The following is a 16,074-nucleotide window of genomic DNA, read 5'->3' on the forward strand; positions in this document are numbered from 1 at the left end:
CGAGGCCTTATCTACCTGGTAAAAATAACGCGCCATTATCGTCAAGCAGCACCACTAACTCAAGCTTTGCGCCACAAAGACCACGCAGCTGTCCCCCAGCCAATTAAAAAACAGGTTCCACCTAATGGGGTGATTGGCCATAACCATCGCCAATCTGACAGTGCTAAACCGTAAAGACTGCCACTAAAACAGAGAATACCAATTGCGATAAAACAAGATGCTACAACCACACTGCGCTTAGGTACCACGTGATACCAAAGGCCTAAACCAATAAGTGCTAGCGCGTGCCAAAATTGATACTGAACACCTTTCTCTACGATCGAGAGCTCATAGGGTGTTAACTGCGCTTTTAGTCCATGTGCGGCAAAGGCTCCAAGCGCGACGGCGATTCCTGCAACGAGGCACCCTATTGATGCAATTCTCCTTCCCGTCATGCACACACCTTTTGAATGAAAGCCACGATATTTTCTGCTGCCAATTGGCGATTTTCTGATTCTGTATGACCAGACGCTTTACGTGGTTTAAAGCTGTGGTCACCATCAGGTATGAAGGTTAACGTCACTGAATCAGACAGCGGATAAGTTTCGAGTTCACTTCGGTTACCAAAAGTGTCTCGCTCTCCTTGGAGGATCAGTGTAGGTATAGTCAGTGATGCCAAGTGCTCACCCTTGTCTTTTTCAGGCTTACCTGGCGGGTGAAAAGGGAAACCTAGGCAGGCTATTCCTTTTATTGCTGGAGACGCAGACAAATGACTCGCCATACGCCCTCCCATGGATTTTCCGCCAATCACCGTGTTCTTCGACGCATAGTTTTCTATCACCGCCTCAAAGGCTTCAAGGAGCTTTGGAGCGCGGTCAGGCGGTCGCTTCTTACCGTCTTCGGTACGCTTAACCATATACGGGAAATTAAAACGTACAACCCGAACACCATTCGCAGCAATACGTTTGGCAACGTCTTCCATAAAGTCATGCTCCATTCCTGCCCCTGCACCGTGAGCAAAGATAAAGGTATGTTCAGCATGGTCAGGACCATCAATTAACACATGATTCATGCAGAAATACTCTCCTGTTCTGCGGCGGCTTTCGCCAGTACCCATTCACGAAATGCACTGATTCTTCCTGAATCAGCATCTTTTTGCTGGCTAACGAGATAAAAGGCATTTTTACTCATCAAGAAATGATCAAACGGACAAACTAAACGTCCCGACTCCAATTCTGGTTGAGCAAGTACGTTATTACTCAATGCAACACCTTGTCCAAGCGCGGCAGCTTGAAGAACCATCGCTGAATGACTAAAAATCGGACCATAGTTTAAATTAATACCACTAATCTGGTAGAACTTGGCATACGCTTTCCAATCCTTGCGTGAGCGGTCGTGCAACAAAGTGTGATGTTGAAGGTCTTCTAGGCTATTTAGAGGCTTACTGCTGGCAAGCGTTGCGGGGCTGCAAACAGGCAATAAGAATTCAGGATAAAGCTCATCACAACGCAACCCAGGCCAGTTTCCACGCCCGTAATAAATCGCCACATCCACATCGTCAGTTAACGAGCCATCCTCCATATCAACGGCTTTAATCCGTACGTCAATTTCAGGGTGCTGCTGATTAAAATCCGCCAATCGTGGCACTAGCCATTGGATTGCAAAACTCGGAGGCAAACTAATGGTCAGCGCACCTTTTGCACCGCGTTCGAGCACACGATCAGTCGCATCAGCCAATGCAATAAAAATATCTTTTATATCAAGAAAGTAACCTTGCCCCTCTTCAGTCAAGAGCAAAGACCGATTTCTTCGACGAAACAGTTTTAGACCAAGAAATTCTTCTAAGGCTTTAATCTGGTGACTGACTGCTGCTTGTGTTACGAACAATTCTTCAGCTGCACGCGTGAAGCTCAGGTGTCGCGCGGCTGCTTCGAATACGCGTAGTGCATTTAAGGGGGGTAATCGACGGGCCATATCTCACCTTTTAGGATAAGTTTTTCTAATGCAAAACATTATAAAATGTCCATTGTTCTAGTACCAGAGAAACCCTATAGTTTGCTCGCACCACAAAGCCCGCATTTTTCGCGAATCTCTCTTTGTGGTTGCGATGTTGTGTTTGCATATTTTTGGCTAATGCCAGATCTCGGTAGTGATTGCTACCCTAATACTTGCTGTATTTTGAATCCGATCTATCAAATGATTTGTCGTAGCACTGAGTGTAAACTCGGTGCTTTTTTTTTGCCTGCGATACACACATTCTCACATCTTGCACCACAGAAAACATAGAAATAGACTTTCGCTTGAGTTAACGCGTTAGAAAGGTGATCATTCTCTCCCTGTTCCATTCTGTTTTAAGTGATTTTCCCACGATGACAACGCGCCCTTTTCAAGTTGAAGCAATACGAAAGGACTTTCCGTCTCTAACACACAATGGCAGTCAACAGCCTTTGGTATACCTTGACAGTGCAGCCACATCGCAAAAGCCTAAAGCAGTCATTGACGCAATCAGTCAGTATTATTCGGGTGCAACGGCTAACGTCCATCGTGGTTCTCACTCGTTGACAACTGCCGCAACCAACCGTTTTGAAGCAGCCAGAAAAACCGTCGCAAACTTTTTAGGGGCACCAACGAACGGCATCGTTTGGACACGTGGCGCAACTGAAGCGCTAAACCTCATTGCGCAGAGCTACGCAAGACAACACTTAAAACCAGGTGATGAAATCCTTGTCAGTGAAATGGAACACCACGCAAATATAGTCCCTTGGCAAATAGTCTCTCAGCAAACGGGCGCGACCATTGTTAAGTGGCCGATTGATCCATCAACCTGCACCCTAGATCTAGATACCTTTGATTCGCTCCTCAATGAGAAAACCAAGTTAGTCGTACTGGGACATATCAGCAATGTCACAGGTACGCGCAACCCCATCGAGCCCGTCATTGAAAAGGCCCATAACATGGGCGCGGTTGTGGTTATCGACGGCGCACAAGCTGTGGTGCATGAAGGCATTAACGTAACAGACATTGATGCTGACTTTTACGTTTTTTCTGGTCATAAACTCTTCGCACCAGCAGGCATAGGTGCCCTATACGGAAAGCCAACACTTCTTGACGCCATGCCACCTTGGCATGGTGGCGGTAAGATGGTTGAGAAAGTTTCTTTTGACGGTACCCAGTTCGCACAATCGCCAGCAAAATTTGAAGCAGGAACGCCGAATGTGGCTGGTGCCATTGGTTTAGCTGAAGCCATAAACTGGTATAGCACAGTCAACAGAGCCGAGGCTGAAAATCACGTTGGGCAACTGCAATCTCGACTGGTTAACGGCATTAAAGATATTGAAGACATGAAAATCATTGGCCTACAGCCTGGTGCAAGCGTTGTGGCTTTCAACGTAAATGGCGTCCATCACTCAGATATTGCAACCCTTCTCGACCAACAAGGCATCGCCGTTCGTTCTGGGCATCATTGTGCGCACCCCCTCATGGATGCACTGGGTATCAATGGTTGTGTGCGTGTATCCATTGCTTTGTATAATACCGAAGAAGACATTGATCGCTGCATTGCGGCGATCCAAAAAGCATGCGACTTACTTTAATAACGGCATAGCATCATGACATCATTTCCTGCCCACCCATTCGGCACCCAAATCACCACAGACCAAATCTTGTCTCAAATGGCGGATTGCCGCTCTTGGGAAGATAAATACCGTGTTGTCATTCAGCTAGGAAAAAAGCTTCCTGCGCTGTCTGAAGAGCAAAAAACGCAAAGTTTGAATGTACCTGGCTGTGAAAGTAAGGTGTGGCTTTTCGTCACTCAAAAAGAAAATCGATATTATTTTTCTGCAGACTCAGATGCGCGTATTGTTAAAGGGTTGTTATCTATTATTCTCGCAGCGGTAGAAGGAAAAACCCGCAAGGATATTCAAACCTTCCAGTTTGACAATTACTTTCAAACAATGGATCTGATGAATCATTTAAGTGAATCACGAAGCAATGGAATCCACGGCATCATTGAACACATTCGCGCCATCTAAGCACTACTTAAAGTGCGGTTTATTCAGCTTTTTCAGTGCTTTTGATGACTACGTTACCGTACAAACAACACTATAAAGCTGAGACTTTGGTCAATTATTCTGATATTTAGTTTGCCAATTTCTTACTTTATTCCTTAACTAAATATGACTGTTTTTTGCGCAATAATTTTCACCGGAAATACCGTTTTAAAACGGCCCAACTTCTACGCAAAGCAGCAAAAAACACAAGCAAAACCCAAATAGAACACAATATGAACCAGAAATTAACATTGCGTTAACTTCTGGTGCTATATTGTGGATCGAGATCTTGTTTCGATAATTCTCCCTCCTTTCGTTTTGCCTTACTCAAAAGATTGTATATCTTTAATCTCGGTGGTCACAAAATCGCCATAATAATAATTTATCTTATTCTGAGACTAACTGAGTTTCCTTAGTCTCAACCCTTATGCGCTATAAACAAAATATATCGGTGCCTGTATTTTTGGGCTTCCAAATGCAGTTACAGGGGTCATTTAATGCTTGTTGTTAAGAATGGAGTCATCAATGAAGAAACTCGCGCTCATCACCGGTTCGAAAGGTGGTATCGGCTCGGCGATCACAGAAAAACTGGTAAGTCAGGGCTATCGCGTGATTGCAGCCTACTTCACCGGAAACCTGCAATGTGCTGAGCAATGGTTTGAAGAGAAGAATTTCAATTCAGATCAAGTGCGCTTATTCGAATTAGACGTTACTAACACAGAGGAATGTGCAGAGCGTCTACCAAAACTTCTTGAGGAAGAAGGTACCATCGACGTGCTCGTAAACAATGCGGGCATCACACGTGATGGGCTTTTCAAGAAAATGGACGCCGAAAACTGGCGCGTTGTTATCGATACCAACCTCAATAGTCTTTTCAATGTAACCCAACCTCTCTTTGCAGCAATGTGCGAAAAAGGCGGTTGTCGTGTCGTGAATATCTCTTCCGTCAATGGGCTGAAAGGCCAGTTTGGTCAAACCAACTACTCCGCAGCGAAAGCGGGCATGATTGGTTTCACTAAAGCGTTGGCATTTGAAGGCGCGAGATATGGCGTAACGGCAAACGTTGTTGCCCCTGGCTATACAGCAACCCCAATGGTAGAAGCGATGCGCGACGAAGTGCTCGATTCTATTAAGGCAGAAATCCCGATGAAACGCTTAGCGCGTCCGGAAGAAATTGCCGATGCAGTCGCTTACCTTGCTGGTGAGTCTGGCGCATATATCACTGGGGAAACGCTGTCGGTCAACGGCGGCCTGTACATGAACTAAGAAGGGAATAAGTTCACATGGAAAAAGTGTTTATCGTCGCTGCGAAGCGCACGGCGCTTGGCGCATTCACTGGCTCACTGAAAGATACGCCTGCAGGCCAACTGGCTGCTGTAGCAATCAAAGGTGCGTTGGAATCAGGCAACGTTGCACCAGATGCAGTAAACGAAGTCATCTTGGGTAACGTGGTTGCAGCAGGACAAGGTATGGGCATTGGTCGTCAGGCGGCTATTTTCGCTGGCCTTCCTGAACATGTCCCAGCGTACGCCATCAATATGGTTTGCGGTAGCGGCATGAAAGCAGTGATGGATGCGGTATCACACATTCGTTGTGGTGACGCTGAAGTTGTTGTAGCTGCCGGTGTTGAAAACATGTCTCAAATTCCTTTTGCTGCATCTGGCGCGTTGCGCGGTGGGCAAAAGATGGGCGACATCAGCCTCAAAGATCTGTTGATCAATGACGGCCTGACTGACGCGTTCAATCAGTATCACATGGGTGTTACCGCTGAAAACGTTGCTGAACTTGTCGGCCTCAGCCGAGAGCAACAAGATGCGTACGCTCAACAAAGCCAACAAAAAGCAGTTGCTGCTATCGAAGCTGGACGTTTCAAAGATGAAATCGTGCCGGTCGAAGTAACGCAACGTCGCCAAACTGTTGTTTTTGATACCGACGAATACCCTAAAGCCGATTGCACACAAGAAGGCTTGGCAAAACTCCGTCCTGCTTTCAACCGTGAAGGCACAGTGACTGCGGGTAATGCATCAGGCTTGAACGATGGTGCAAGTGCCATTGTCGTCGCATCAGAATCAGCGGTTAAGCGTCTAGGTCTTAAACCGTTGGCTGAAATTACCAGCTATGCACAAGTTGGGTTAGATCCAAAAATTATGGGCCTTGGCCCTGTGGGTGCTGTAACCGAAGCTCTGAAGAAAGCAGAGCTATCGATTTCCGATATGGATCTGTTCGAGCTCAATGAAGCCTTTGCTGCTCAGGCACTGGGTGTTGTCCACCAATTGGCGGATCAGCACAACGTGACCCCTGAGGCCATTTTGGAAAAAGCAAATGTAAATGGTGGCGCAATTGCATTGGGCCACCCACTCGGCGCATCAGGAAACCGCGTTTTGGTCTCCCTGATCCACGAACTGGAAAAACGCGAAGGTACCTACGGTGTAGCTTCGCTATGTATCGGTGGCGGCATGGGAACGGCAGTTGTCGTTAAACGTGCAAATAGCTAACGAACGTTAAACCCCCTTGGATCTAATTACTACTCTCAGGAGAAACACCATGTACACAGATATGTTTAAAGCGTTCTCAGAGCAAACTGAAAAAACTCTGGCACCTTACGTAAAATTCAACAAGTTAGTTGCGAAAAACGTTGAGACTCTGACTGAGCTTCAACTGAACGCTGTGAAAACTTACAGCGAAATGGGTCTGGCACAAGTTAAAGCTGCAAGTGAAGTGACTGACGTAACGTCAATGACTGCATACAGCAGCCAACAACTGGCAGCTCTGACCAAATTGTCTCAGCAAATGATGGATGACAGCACCAAGCTGCAATCTGTTGCTAAAGAGTTCAAAGATGATCTGGAAAAACTGACTGCAGATAACCTGAAAGCGGCTACGCCAGCTTAATCAAGGTTACCCGCCCTCAGCATTGCTGAGGGCGGTGTTGTTTCCGATCAAGAGGGTTTACACATGTATCAGAACTTCTTTTCGGACTACCTTGTAAAACTCCAAGAGAGTAACCAGCAATGGTGGAAGGATCTCGAGCAAGGCAAGGCGGCCGTAGACACACCCTTAAACAAAGCCATTCATGAGCTAAGCGTTGATGACACCGCAAAGCTATTGGAAGGTGCTGCTAATCAACCCGCTGCAATGCTGCAAATTCAAATGCAGTGGTGGGAAAAGCAAATGCAAATCTGGCAAAACGTAACATTAGCTGCGAACCAAGCAGAAATTGTCGCGCCAGAGAAAGATGATAAACGCTTCCAAGACAAAAGCTGGCAGGATGAAGTTTGCTATAACTTTATCAAACAATCCTACCTACTGTTCGGACGCACATACCTTGATACCATCAATGCTGTTGAAGGCTTGGATGACAAGGCTAAAGAACGTCTGACTTTCTTTTCTCGCCAAGCGATCAATGCAATGTCACCAAGCAATTTCGTAGGGACTAACCCTGAGTTGATGAAATTGACGATGGAAAAGAATGGCGAAAACCTGGTAAAAGGCTTGCAAACCCTGCAAGAAGACCTCGAATCCAGTGCCGATATTCTTAAAATCCGCATGACCAACAACAATGCGTTCCGCCTCGGTGAAGACGTGGCGAACACGCGAGGTGACGTTGTTTATAAAAATGAACTGTTTGAGCTGATCCAGTACCGACCGCTTACCGAACAAGTAAACGCGACACCGTTACTGATCGTGCCTCCATTTATCAACAAGTACTACATTTTGGATCTTCGTGAGAAGAACTCCATGGTACGTTGGTTAGTAGAGCAAGGTCACACTGTCTTTATGATGTCATGGCGCAACCCTGGTGCTGACCAAAGAGACACTGAATTTGGTGACTATGTTACCGAAGGTGTGGTGAAAGCAGTCACGGCGATTGAAGACATCACTGGAAAATCTCAAATCAACGCTGCTGGCTACTGTATTGGTGGCACAGTGTTAGCAAGTACCATTGCGTACTATGCAGCCAAGCGTATGAAAGCACGCATCAAGTCAGCGTCATTCTTCACGACTCTGCTTGATTTTGCTCAGCCTGGCGAAGTCGGTGCCTATATCAATGACAATGTGATTAGTGCCATCGAGCTACAAAACAATGCAAAAGGTTACATGGATGGCCGTTCATTGAGCGTGACATTTAGTCTGCTTCGTGAAAATAGCCTCTATTGGAACTACTACATCGACAACTACCTCAAAGGGAATAGTCCTGTCGATTTTGATCTTCTTTATTGGAATAGTGACAGCACGAATGTTGCAGCGACAACGCACAACTTTATGCTTCGCGAACTCTACCTGAACAACAAGCTGGTTCAGGACAAAGGCGTTAAAATTGGTGGCGTGTGGATTGATTTAAATAAAATCAAAGTTCCAAGCTACTTCATTTCAACCAAAGAAGATCATATCGCACTTTGGCAAGGCACATACCGTGGCGCGCTAAATGTTGGTGGAAACAAAACCTTTGTACTGGGAGAGTCTGGTCATATCGCAGGTATTGTTAACCATCCAGCAAAAGAAAAATATGGTTACTGGCTCAATGAAGAATTGAGTGAATCTGCCGATGAATGGTTTGAATCAGCACAGCACAACACAGGTTCTTGGTGGTTACACTGGGACAAATGGCTGTCTGCTTATAGCCCGAAAGAGAAGATTGCACCTTACCAGCAAGGTTCGGAAGCATACCCTGTCCTCGATGTTGCACCAGGTGATTACGTGAAGCAGGTTCTACCTGTACCTCAAGAGGCACCTGCTGCGAAAAAGCCACGCTCAAAAGCAGAAGCTTAATCGATACAGACTCAGACTAAAAAAGGCCGCATAGCGGCCTTTTCTTTTCTAAAACTCGCCAAAACACGGCTTACTTTTTCGCCGTCAGCTTCGCAATAATTCGAGATACCGCAACAAAACCGAACGTTGCCGTCACCATAGTTGCCGCACCGAACCCACTCGCACAATCCATGCGTTTTGGCCCTTCTGCTGTCGCTTTTGTCTCACAAACACTGCCGTCAGGTTGTGGATATTTCAACTGCTCTGTTGAGAACACACAATCAATCCCAAATTTTCGACCCTGTGTTTTGGTGAAGTTGTGGAAGCGACGTAAGTTATTACGAAGCTTCGCCGCCAGCGGGTCTTGAATCGTTTTAGTTAGATCTGCAACCTGAATTTGAGTCGGATCAATCTGACCACCAGCCCCACCAACCGTAATGATTTTAATTTTATTGCGCTTACAATAAGCTAATAGTGCCGTTTTTGGCTTGATGCTATCTATTGCGTCTAACACATAATCAAAGTCTTTGGTGATGTAATCGGGAATGTTACTTTCCGAAATAAAATCATCAATCAAATGCACGGTACAATCTGGATTGATTGCGCGAACACGCTCTGCCATCACGTCAATTTTGCTTTGGCCGATAGTGCCTGACATCGCATGAATTTGACGGTTGATATTCGTGACACAAATGTCATCCATATCAATCAAGGTCAGCGTTCCTACACCGCTACGCGCGAGGGCTTCCACCGCCCAAGAACCAACACCACCAATACCGATCACACACACATGTGACTGGCGCAGTATCTCAAGCTCTGAGGCACCATATAAGCGGCGAGTGCCACCAAAACGTTGCTGGTAGCTTTCCGATGCTGGAGAAGGTGTTGTCATACTAATTCGCTCTGATTATGAAAAAGACCATTGGACTGCGGTTTATACTCGTTTGACATAAAAATGTCCATGTCAGACCCGCGTCATTTAGGTAAGTAGATCCCCCGAATAACTTCTCGTCGCAACCAATCTATCACTTGTTTTACTGGTCCTAATCGACGTTTATAACCATGACTAAATAGGAAATACCCATAAGGACTATCAAAGATCATGGATGCCGGGTTTACCACGACTGCATTTTTTACATACTGCTGCACTAAAAATTCAGGGATAAGTGCGATACCTTCACTGTGTCTTACCGCCTCTAGAGCCATATAAAAGTGTTCAAAGCCAACACCATATTGGGGAGTATCGGGCGACACGCCTTGCTTATGCCAGAACTGATTCCAAATTTGAGGGCGCGTGATATGGCTAATTGCCTTGAGCGTAAGTAGTGCGTCTATATTGTCCAAGCCTTGCATCAACTCAGGAGAACCCACCAGCAAGAGTCGTTCACGTATAATAAGCTCTGCATCTTCTTCATGCGTTGAAAGTGGCAGGCAATGAATCGCGATATCGCTTTGATATCGATTTTGCCCGTCTGCCGTCACACTTGCTCGAACGACAAGATCTATCTTGGGGTGCTGACGCCTGAAATCACCTAACCGCGGTATTAGCCACATGCTCGCCATCGACGGCGGCACTGAAAGTTCGACGCGACTTTTCGTTTCTGATGACTGCATAACAGACGACGTGGCATGCTGTAAATTCTCCAATGCTTCAACCACAGAGGGTAAATACCGTCGCCCTGCATCTGTTAGTTCAACCTTTCCCCCATTGCGTTCAAATAGCGAGCACCCCATCAACTCCTCGAGCTGGGCGACCTGCTTACTGATGGCACTTTGCGTCAAATTAAGCAGTGCTGCCGCTTTTGAGAAGCTCAACGTTTGAGCGACCACACTAAATGTTCGCAGTGTCTTAATCGGAGGTATTGGCATACTCATACAGCGCACACTCCCGTCGGTATGAATTTTTGGAATACCCACTGAATTTATATCGTTTGCTGTTCAATTTCCAACCCGTTAATACTTAAGTATCCAAGCGATCAAAAAGTTTCATCCGCTTGGGGGCAAACACAATAATTCAATATTCTTGTTTAGGGATGGCGCAAGAAAACGATGACCCACATATTGCAACGACACTGCCACACAAAACCTCCTGTTGTGGAAGGAGGCCAAGGTGTTTACATTTCTGATAACGAAGGAAAAACCTATTTAGACGGATGTGGCGGAGCCGCCGTGTCATGCCTCGGGCACAACCACCAAGGCGTTCTCGCAGCAATTCAAACGCAACTGCACACTATTCCATATGCTCATACTGGGTTTTTCACATCTCCCGTCGCTGAAGAGCTCGCTGACAGGTTAGCTGACAAAGCCCCCGGCCCACTCAATCACGTCTACCTCGTCAGTGGCGGTTCAGAAGCTGTCGAATCGGCTCTTAAAATGGCACGACAGTACTTCATTGAAACGGGTCAGCCCCAACGAACCCGTTACATTGGACGCCGCCAGAGTTATCACGGTAATACGTTGGGAGCACTGGGTGTCGGTGGGAACATGTGGCGAAAAGAGCCTTTCTCTCCACTACTCATCAATAGCGAACTGATTGCACCTTGCTACGCCTACCGCGATAAAAAAGAAGACGAAACGCACTATGAATATGGCCAACGTGTTGCCAATGAGCTTGAAGATCGTCTACTTGCTGTTGGTCCAGAGACTGTCATCGCCTTTGTTGCTGAGCCCGTCGTAGGTGCAACGGCCGGCGCACTGGTTGCTGAAAACGGATACTTCAAACGTATTCGAGAAATCTGTGACAAATACGGTGTGCTGCTGATTCTCGATGAAGTGATGTGCGGGAGCGGCCGCACGGGGACTTACTACGCGTATGAGCAAGAAAGCATTACGCCAGATTTAGTAACCATGGCAAAAGGTCTTGCCGCGGGTTATCAACCCATTGGGGCAGTCATGGTTCACGATAAGATCTATGACGCCATATCGCAGGGTTCTGGCTATTTCCAACACGGTCACACCTTTATGGCACACCCTTTGGCATGCGCTGCAGCCTGTGCCACGCTTGATGCATTAGATTCGGGCATTTTGAACCAAGTGACAGAACGCGGTAGCTATCTGGTCAAACAATTGCGTTCTGAATTCGCCGGACACCCATTTGTTGGTGATATTCGTGGGCGAGGCTTGTTTCTAGGCCTTGAACTGGTCGAAAACAAGCAGAGCAAACAGCCGTTCTCGCCAACACGTGCTCTTCACACACAGGTGAAGAAAACAGCGATGCAAGAAGGCCTGATGTGTTACCCCATGGGCGGAACCATAGATGGGAAGCAAGGGCATCATATTCTTCTCGCCCCCCCATTCATTATTTCTGAAAACGAAATAGACGAACTGGTGCTTAAGCTCAGTCGCACGTTGGACAACGTATTTAAATAGGGACCTGCCGTGCAGAAAGGAAGAAACATTATCGTCGCGCCAAATGGCGCACGACGAGGAAAAGAAGCTCATGAGGAGCTTCCCCTCACACTCGATGAAATGAGCCAGTGTCTGACGCTGTGTGCGGACGCGGGCGCAGCAATGGCACATATGCATGTGCGAGACAAAGAAGGCAAGCATACGCTAGATGTGGCACTCAACAATGAGTGGCTTACCGAAATACGAAAACAGCACGATCACGACCTTGTTATCCAACTCACCACCGAAGCCGTTGGCCAATTCAAACCCCATGAACAGATGGAACTCGTTAGAGGGACACAGCCCGAAGCTGTTTCTCTTGCCCTCAGAGAACTGCGCCCTAACGCCAGTTTCGAACGTGATGCGAGCAGATTCTTTTACGAGTTGTTAGAACGAAAAATCTACACCCAATACATTTTGTATGATGCCGCTGACTTGTCTTTGTATTTTCAGATGCTTAACGATGAAAAGTTGCCGAATAGAGGTCATCACCTACTATTGGTACTAGGCAAGTATAAAAAGGGCATGTTGTCTGCCCCCACAGACTTACTCAATTTTGACATTAAACGTATAAGTTGTGAGGGGATTTCATGGGCTACATGCGCGTTTGGTGAGGATGAGCATCAATGTCTAGCGGCGGCGATGTCACTCGGTGGCGATGTACGTGTTGGATTCGAAAATAACCTAGTAAATTTAATGGGCCAGCATGCGATAAACAATGCGGAACTCGTTCAGCAACTCGCGCTCTTGTCTCAAAAAATGGGTTTAAATATCAATTCTGCGGAAGATTTAAGAAAAAATATCTCTCGTAGCTTTGAATCGTGAGGTATCTCTCTTGCGATCGAAATTGCTCCTATCACATAATTTCGATGCGACATTGACTCACATTTTTGTAACGGTGGATTATCACCCCGTTAGCAATCACATCATCGACAAGGACATAAAGCATGAAAGCGTTAAAACCAACTCTGGCCGCAATGAGCTTTGCAGCTGCTTTAACTGCCGTACCTGCTCAGGCGAATCAGTTTGTAACTATTGGTACTGGCGGAGTCACTGGTGTGTACTACCCTACTGGTGGTGCAATTTGCCGTCTGGTTAACAAGTCGAAAAAAGACCATGGCATTCGTTGCTCAGTAGAATCAACTGGCGGTTCTATCTACAACATCAACACTATCCGCGCTGGCGAGCTAGACATGGGTATCGCTCAGTCTGACTGGCAGTACCATGCTTACAACGGCACCAGCAAATTCAAAGACCAAGGGGCTTACAAAGACCTCCGTGCGGTTTTCTCAGTTCACCCAGAACCGTTTACTGTTGTTGCGCGCGCTGATGCAGGCATCACAACGTTTGATGACTTGAAAGGCAAACGTGTCAATGTGGGTAACCCAGGCTCAGGCCAACGCGGCACCATTGAAGTACTGATGGACGAAATGGGCTGGACCATGGACGACTTTAAACAAGTTTCGGAGCTGAAAGCTGCTGAGCAATCTAAAGCACTGTGTGACAACAAAATCGATGCAATGGTTTACACAGTTGGCCACCCAAGCGGTGCAATTCAAGAGGCAACCACAGCATGTGATAGCGTGATTGTGGAAGTTAACAACCAAGCAGCTCAAAAACTGGTAGATGCGAACGACTATTACCGTTCAGCAACTATTCCTGGCGGTATGTATCGCGGCAATGCTGACGACACCACCACGTTTGGTGTTGGTGCGACATTCGTGTCTTCTACCGAAGTACCGGATGACGTAATTTACAACATCACCAAAGCAGTCTTCGAGAACTTTGATGACTTCCGTCGTCTGCACCCTGCTTTCTCTAACCTGAAGAAAGAAGAAATGGTAGCTGACGGTTTGTCTGCACCACTTCACCCAGGCGCAGAAAAATACTACCGTGAAGTGGGTCTGATCAAATAAGACACACTGATACGTAAAATTAAAAAGGCGGGACTTTGTCCCGCCTTTTTCTATTCTGCTTTCGCTACAGGCTCGCTCACCTCAGCGTCCGGATTTGGTTTGCTCAACTTCCAAACTCGTCCAAAATGCTTGTGGTGGCCGGCCTTGATACCCGCATCTTCACCCATGCCATGATAGAGATCTAGGTGGTTCTTTTTCACTGCCCCACCGGTATCTAGTGCCATCAGCAATTTTAATACATGCTGGCCATTCCAATTTCCTTCAGTATCGAGTTGAGGCACTTCTGCCAGCAATACGCTACCCATAGGCAAATATTCGCGGTCAGCCGCCACCGATGCGCCCGCCAGCAATGGAATGCCTGCCGTACCCGTGACTGGATGAGCCGATTTAGGTGAGAAGAAGACATAAGACGGATTCTGATTCAGCAACTCAATAACGGTTTGCTCATCATGTGCAGCAACCCAATCTTTGATTGCTTTCAGGGACATTTTTTCACGGGACACTTCATCACGCTCGATAAGCACCTTACCAATGCTGACATAAGGGTGTCCGTTCTTACCACCATAGGCGAAATACTCAAGTTTGTTATCGTCACCAAAATGGATAAAGCCACTTCCTTGCACTTCCATGATGAAGTTATCGATTAGCGATGCGCTGTAGCCAAGCTCAAGTCCGAGACCATCCAATGCTCCATTGTATATTTCTTCACGTGTTGGGCATTTTTCATCACATTTAGGCATTGCATAAACGGGATAGCGATACTGAGCGTCAGGCTCGTGCCTCATCTCAATCACTGGGGAAAAGTAGCCTGTAAATAGCACATTCCCATAACTGTCCCCGCCGCCCATCTGTTCGATGTTAATACCGTAATCAGTCAACGCTGTTGGCTCACCACTTTCAGATAACCAGCGTTTAACGCTGTCATACAGTGCTTGATGAGAAGCCGTCATTGAAGGAGAGCGCGTTTCCACCTGTTCTAGTTGCGCAGGAAAAAGGGAGTAGTCTTTTGGCTTTTCAGAAGTAACCAACTCGACAGGGTTTAAAACGCCATCAAAGCTACCATCAACGTATTGCTGTCCACGGTCAGTTGGACGAGCACAAGCGGTCATAAGTAGGGAAAGACCGACAACATAAAGTGCGCGTTTCACAGGAATTCCAGATTAATCGTACATGCATTCGAGGGTGACAGAAGCACGCTCATACTGCAACGAAAACGGAATAAACCCACGTATTTACTGATGATTATAATGCGATCGAGAGCATATCGTTCATAGTGTGAAATGTTTTGTCACATTTCTGTCACAGTAATTCGTTTAAATTCAGTGAAAAGAAAATGTCTTAAAAGTTAAACATTACCTGTAAAGGAGTACGGGATGGATTTCAAAGTGGGCCGCAAAACATTACTCAATCCTGATGCTATTGAGTATCAGTGGATAAGAACACTGGCCAGCGATGGCAGCAGCGACGAGATGATCAATAACAGTATTCGCCGATGCCTCGGTGGCACCGACGATGTGGCAGATAGAATGCGCCGAGTCGCTCTGGGTATGTGCCCACTGACAGAGTTGTTACGCGCACTGCCATCCAGTTATTAACATTTCTGGCTAGGGCCGCTTTTCAAATGGAGTGCTGTAGTGGTAAGGTTTTTCTCGCTGTAAAGTATCAACACCTTCTACAACATAGAGGTAGGTTTTGTTACCCACAGTGTAAATCAGCTTCGACCCAGTAAACTCGTAGTGACTCGTGGCTCTCGCCCCTTTCACATATATGCCGTCTTTACGGACTTCAAATCTGTCTGCGGCATATGGCGCGACTCCTTGCTCTATCCATTCTCCGTAGATAGCAGACTGATCAACTTTTGAAAATATGGGGATATCATTGGCAACAAGAAATCCTATCGTTCCCCCAACAAGAACGACAAATAGCGCGACAGATTGCCCGACAATGCTCACGTAAGCGACTCACCTTTATAAAAAACTAATTTATCACACAAT

General features: G+C 46.6%; 17 protein-coding genes. 10 read left to right on the forward strand and 7 right to left on the reverse strand.

What is annotated here, in order from left to right:
* Window positions 1-59: 59 nt before the first annotated feature.
* The 3 genes from LRP49_RS21625 to LRP49_RS21635 are packed head-to-tail and all read right to left on the reverse strand — an operon-like array spanning window position 60 to window position 1,953.
* Window positions 60-434 carry a DUF423 domain-containing protein gene (locus tag LRP49_RS21625; RefSeq protein WP_274144892.1) on the reverse strand — a complete coding sequence of 125 codons (375 nt, stop codon included), beginning with the start codon at window positions 432-434 and terminating at the stop codon, window positions 60-62.
* Window positions 431-1,051 carry an alpha/beta family hydrolase gene (locus LRP49_RS21630; RefSeq protein ID WP_274144894.1) on the reverse strand — a complete coding sequence of 207 codons (621 nt, stop codon included), beginning with the start codon at window positions 1,049-1,051 and terminating at the stop codon, window positions 431-433. The genes LRP49_RS21625 and LRP49_RS21630 overlap by 4 nt, the downstream gene beginning before the upstream one ends.
* On the reverse strand, window positions 1,048-1,953 hold the full coding sequence (locus LRP49_RS21635) for a transcriptional regulator GcvA (RefSeq protein ID WP_274144896.1): 906 nt from the start codon (window positions 1,951-1,953) through the stop codon (window positions 1,048-1,050). Before LRP49_RS21635 ends, LRP49_RS21630 begins: the two co-directional genes overlap by 4 nt.
* Window positions 1,954-2,348: 395 nt before the next feature.
* On the opposite strand from LRP49_RS21635, the gene csdA reads away from it, so the two are divergent.
* The 6 genes from csdA (at window position 2,349) to phaC (ending at window position 8,798) form a co-directional block, all read left to right on the forward strand.
* On the forward strand, window positions 2,349-3,572 hold the full coding sequence (gene csdA / locus LRP49_RS21640) for a cysteine desulfurase CsdA (RefSeq protein WP_274144898.1): 1,224 nt from the start codon (window positions 2,349-2,351) through the stop codon (window positions 3,570-3,572).
* Window positions 3,573-3,587: 15 nt separating this feature from the next.
* Complete coding sequence (gene csdE / locus LRP49_RS21645) at window positions 3,588-4,010, forward strand: cysteine desulfurase sulfur acceptor subunit CsdE (protein WP_274144899.1); 423 nt, start codon at window positions 3,588-3,590, stop codon at window positions 4,008-4,010.
* A gap of 543 nt (window positions 4,011-4,553) precedes the next feature.
* Window positions 4,554-5,294 carry an SDR family oxidoreductase gene (locus LRP49_RS21650; protein WP_274144900.1) on the forward strand — a complete coding sequence of 247 codons (741 nt, stop codon included), beginning with the start codon at window positions 4,554-4,556 and terminating at the stop codon, window positions 5,292-5,294.
* A gap of 17 nt (window positions 5,295-5,311) precedes the next feature.
* Complete coding sequence (locus LRP49_RS21655; protein WP_274144902.1) at window positions 5,312-6,523, forward strand: acetyl-CoA C-acetyltransferase; 1,212 nt, start codon at window positions 5,312-5,314, stop codon at window positions 6,521-6,523.
* 49 nt (window positions 6,524-6,572) lie between these two features.
* Window positions 6,573-6,920, forward strand: coding sequence for a phasin family protein (locus LRP49_RS21660; protein WP_274144904.1), 348 nt, complete (start codon window positions 6,573-6,575; stop codon window positions 6,918-6,920).
* A 63-nt stretch (window positions 6,921-6,983) separates the two neighbouring features.
* The gene (gene phaC, locus LRP49_RS21665) at window positions 6,984-8,798 is read left to right on the forward strand and encodes a class I poly(R)-hydroxyalkanoic acid synthase (protein WP_274144905.1); all 1,815 of its coding nucleotides are present in this window, start codon (window positions 6,984-6,986) and stop codon (window positions 8,796-8,798) included.
* A gap of 70 nt (window positions 8,799-8,868) precedes the next feature.
* On the opposite strand, the gene tcdA is transcribed toward phaC, so the two are convergent.
* Both tcdA and LRP49_RS21675 read right to left on the reverse strand, forming a co-directional pair.
* Window positions 8,869-9,669 (reverse strand): tRNA cyclic N6-threonylcarbamoyladenosine(37) synthase TcdA, encoded by an 801-nt coding sequence (gene tcdA / locus LRP49_RS21670; RefSeq protein ID WP_274144906.1) that lies wholly within the window; start codon window positions 9,667-9,669, stop codon window positions 8,869-8,871.
* An 83-nt stretch (window positions 9,670-9,752) separates the two neighbouring features.
* Complete coding sequence (locus LRP49_RS21675) at window positions 9,753-10,652, reverse strand: LysR substrate-binding domain-containing protein (RefSeq protein WP_274144908.1); 900 nt, start codon at window positions 10,650-10,652, stop codon at window positions 9,753-9,755.
* Window positions 10,653-10,826: 174 nt separating this feature from the next.
* Between LRP49_RS21675 and LRP49_RS21680 the strand changes: the two genes are divergently transcribed.
* From LRP49_RS21680 to LRP49_RS21690, 3 genes are all read left to right on the forward strand, one after another.
* Window positions 10,827-12,146, forward strand: coding sequence for an aspartate aminotransferase family protein (locus tag LRP49_RS21680; RefSeq protein WP_274144910.1), 1,320 nt, complete (start codon window positions 10,827-10,829; stop codon window positions 12,144-12,146).
* Between the two features lie 9 nt (window positions 12,147-12,155).
* Entirely contained in the window at window positions 12,156-12,989 is an 834-nt protein-coding gene (locus LRP49_RS21685; protein ID WP_274144912.1) for a beta-keto acid cleavage family enzyme, read from the forward strand.
* 122 nt (window positions 12,990-13,111) lie between these two features.
* The gene (locus tag LRP49_RS21690; protein ID WP_420791655.1) at window positions 13,112-14,080 is read left to right on the forward strand and encodes a TAXI family TRAP transporter solute-binding subunit; all 969 of its coding nucleotides are present in this window, start codon (window positions 13,112-13,114) and stop codon (window positions 14,078-14,080) included.
* 50 nt (window positions 14,081-14,130) lie between these two features.
* Here the strand turns inward: LRP49_RS21690 and mltA are convergent, their stop codons facing one another.
* Window positions 14,131-15,228: a murein transglycosylase A gene (mltA, locus tag LRP49_RS21695; RefSeq protein ID WP_274144914.1), complete on the reverse strand. Its 1,098-nt coding sequence runs from the start codon at window positions 15,226-15,228 to the stop codon at window positions 14,131-14,133.
* A gap of 225 nt (window positions 15,229-15,453) precedes the next feature.
* Here mltA and LRP49_RS21700 point away from each other — a divergent pair, with 225 nt between their 5' ends.
* Window positions 15,454-15,675, forward strand: a complete 222-nt coding sequence (locus tag LRP49_RS21700; protein WP_274144916.1) for a hypothetical protein — start codon at window positions 15,454-15,456, stop codon at window positions 15,673-15,675.
* A 9-nt stretch (window positions 15,676-15,684) separates the two neighbouring features.
* Here LRP49_RS21700 and LRP49_RS21705 read toward each other — a convergent pair whose 3' ends face one another.
* Window positions 15,685-16,032, reverse strand: coding sequence for a DUF2850 domain-containing protein (locus tag LRP49_RS21705; protein ID WP_274144917.1), 348 nt, complete (start codon window positions 16,030-16,032; stop codon window positions 15,685-15,687).
* Window positions 16,033-16,074: the final 42 nt, after the last annotated feature.

Origin of the sequence: Enterovibrio qingdaonensis (assembly GCF_028683135.1) — a bacterium.
GTDB lineage: Bacteria > Pseudomonadota > Gammaproteobacteria > Enterobacterales > Vibrionaceae > Enterovibrio > Enterovibrio qingdaonensis.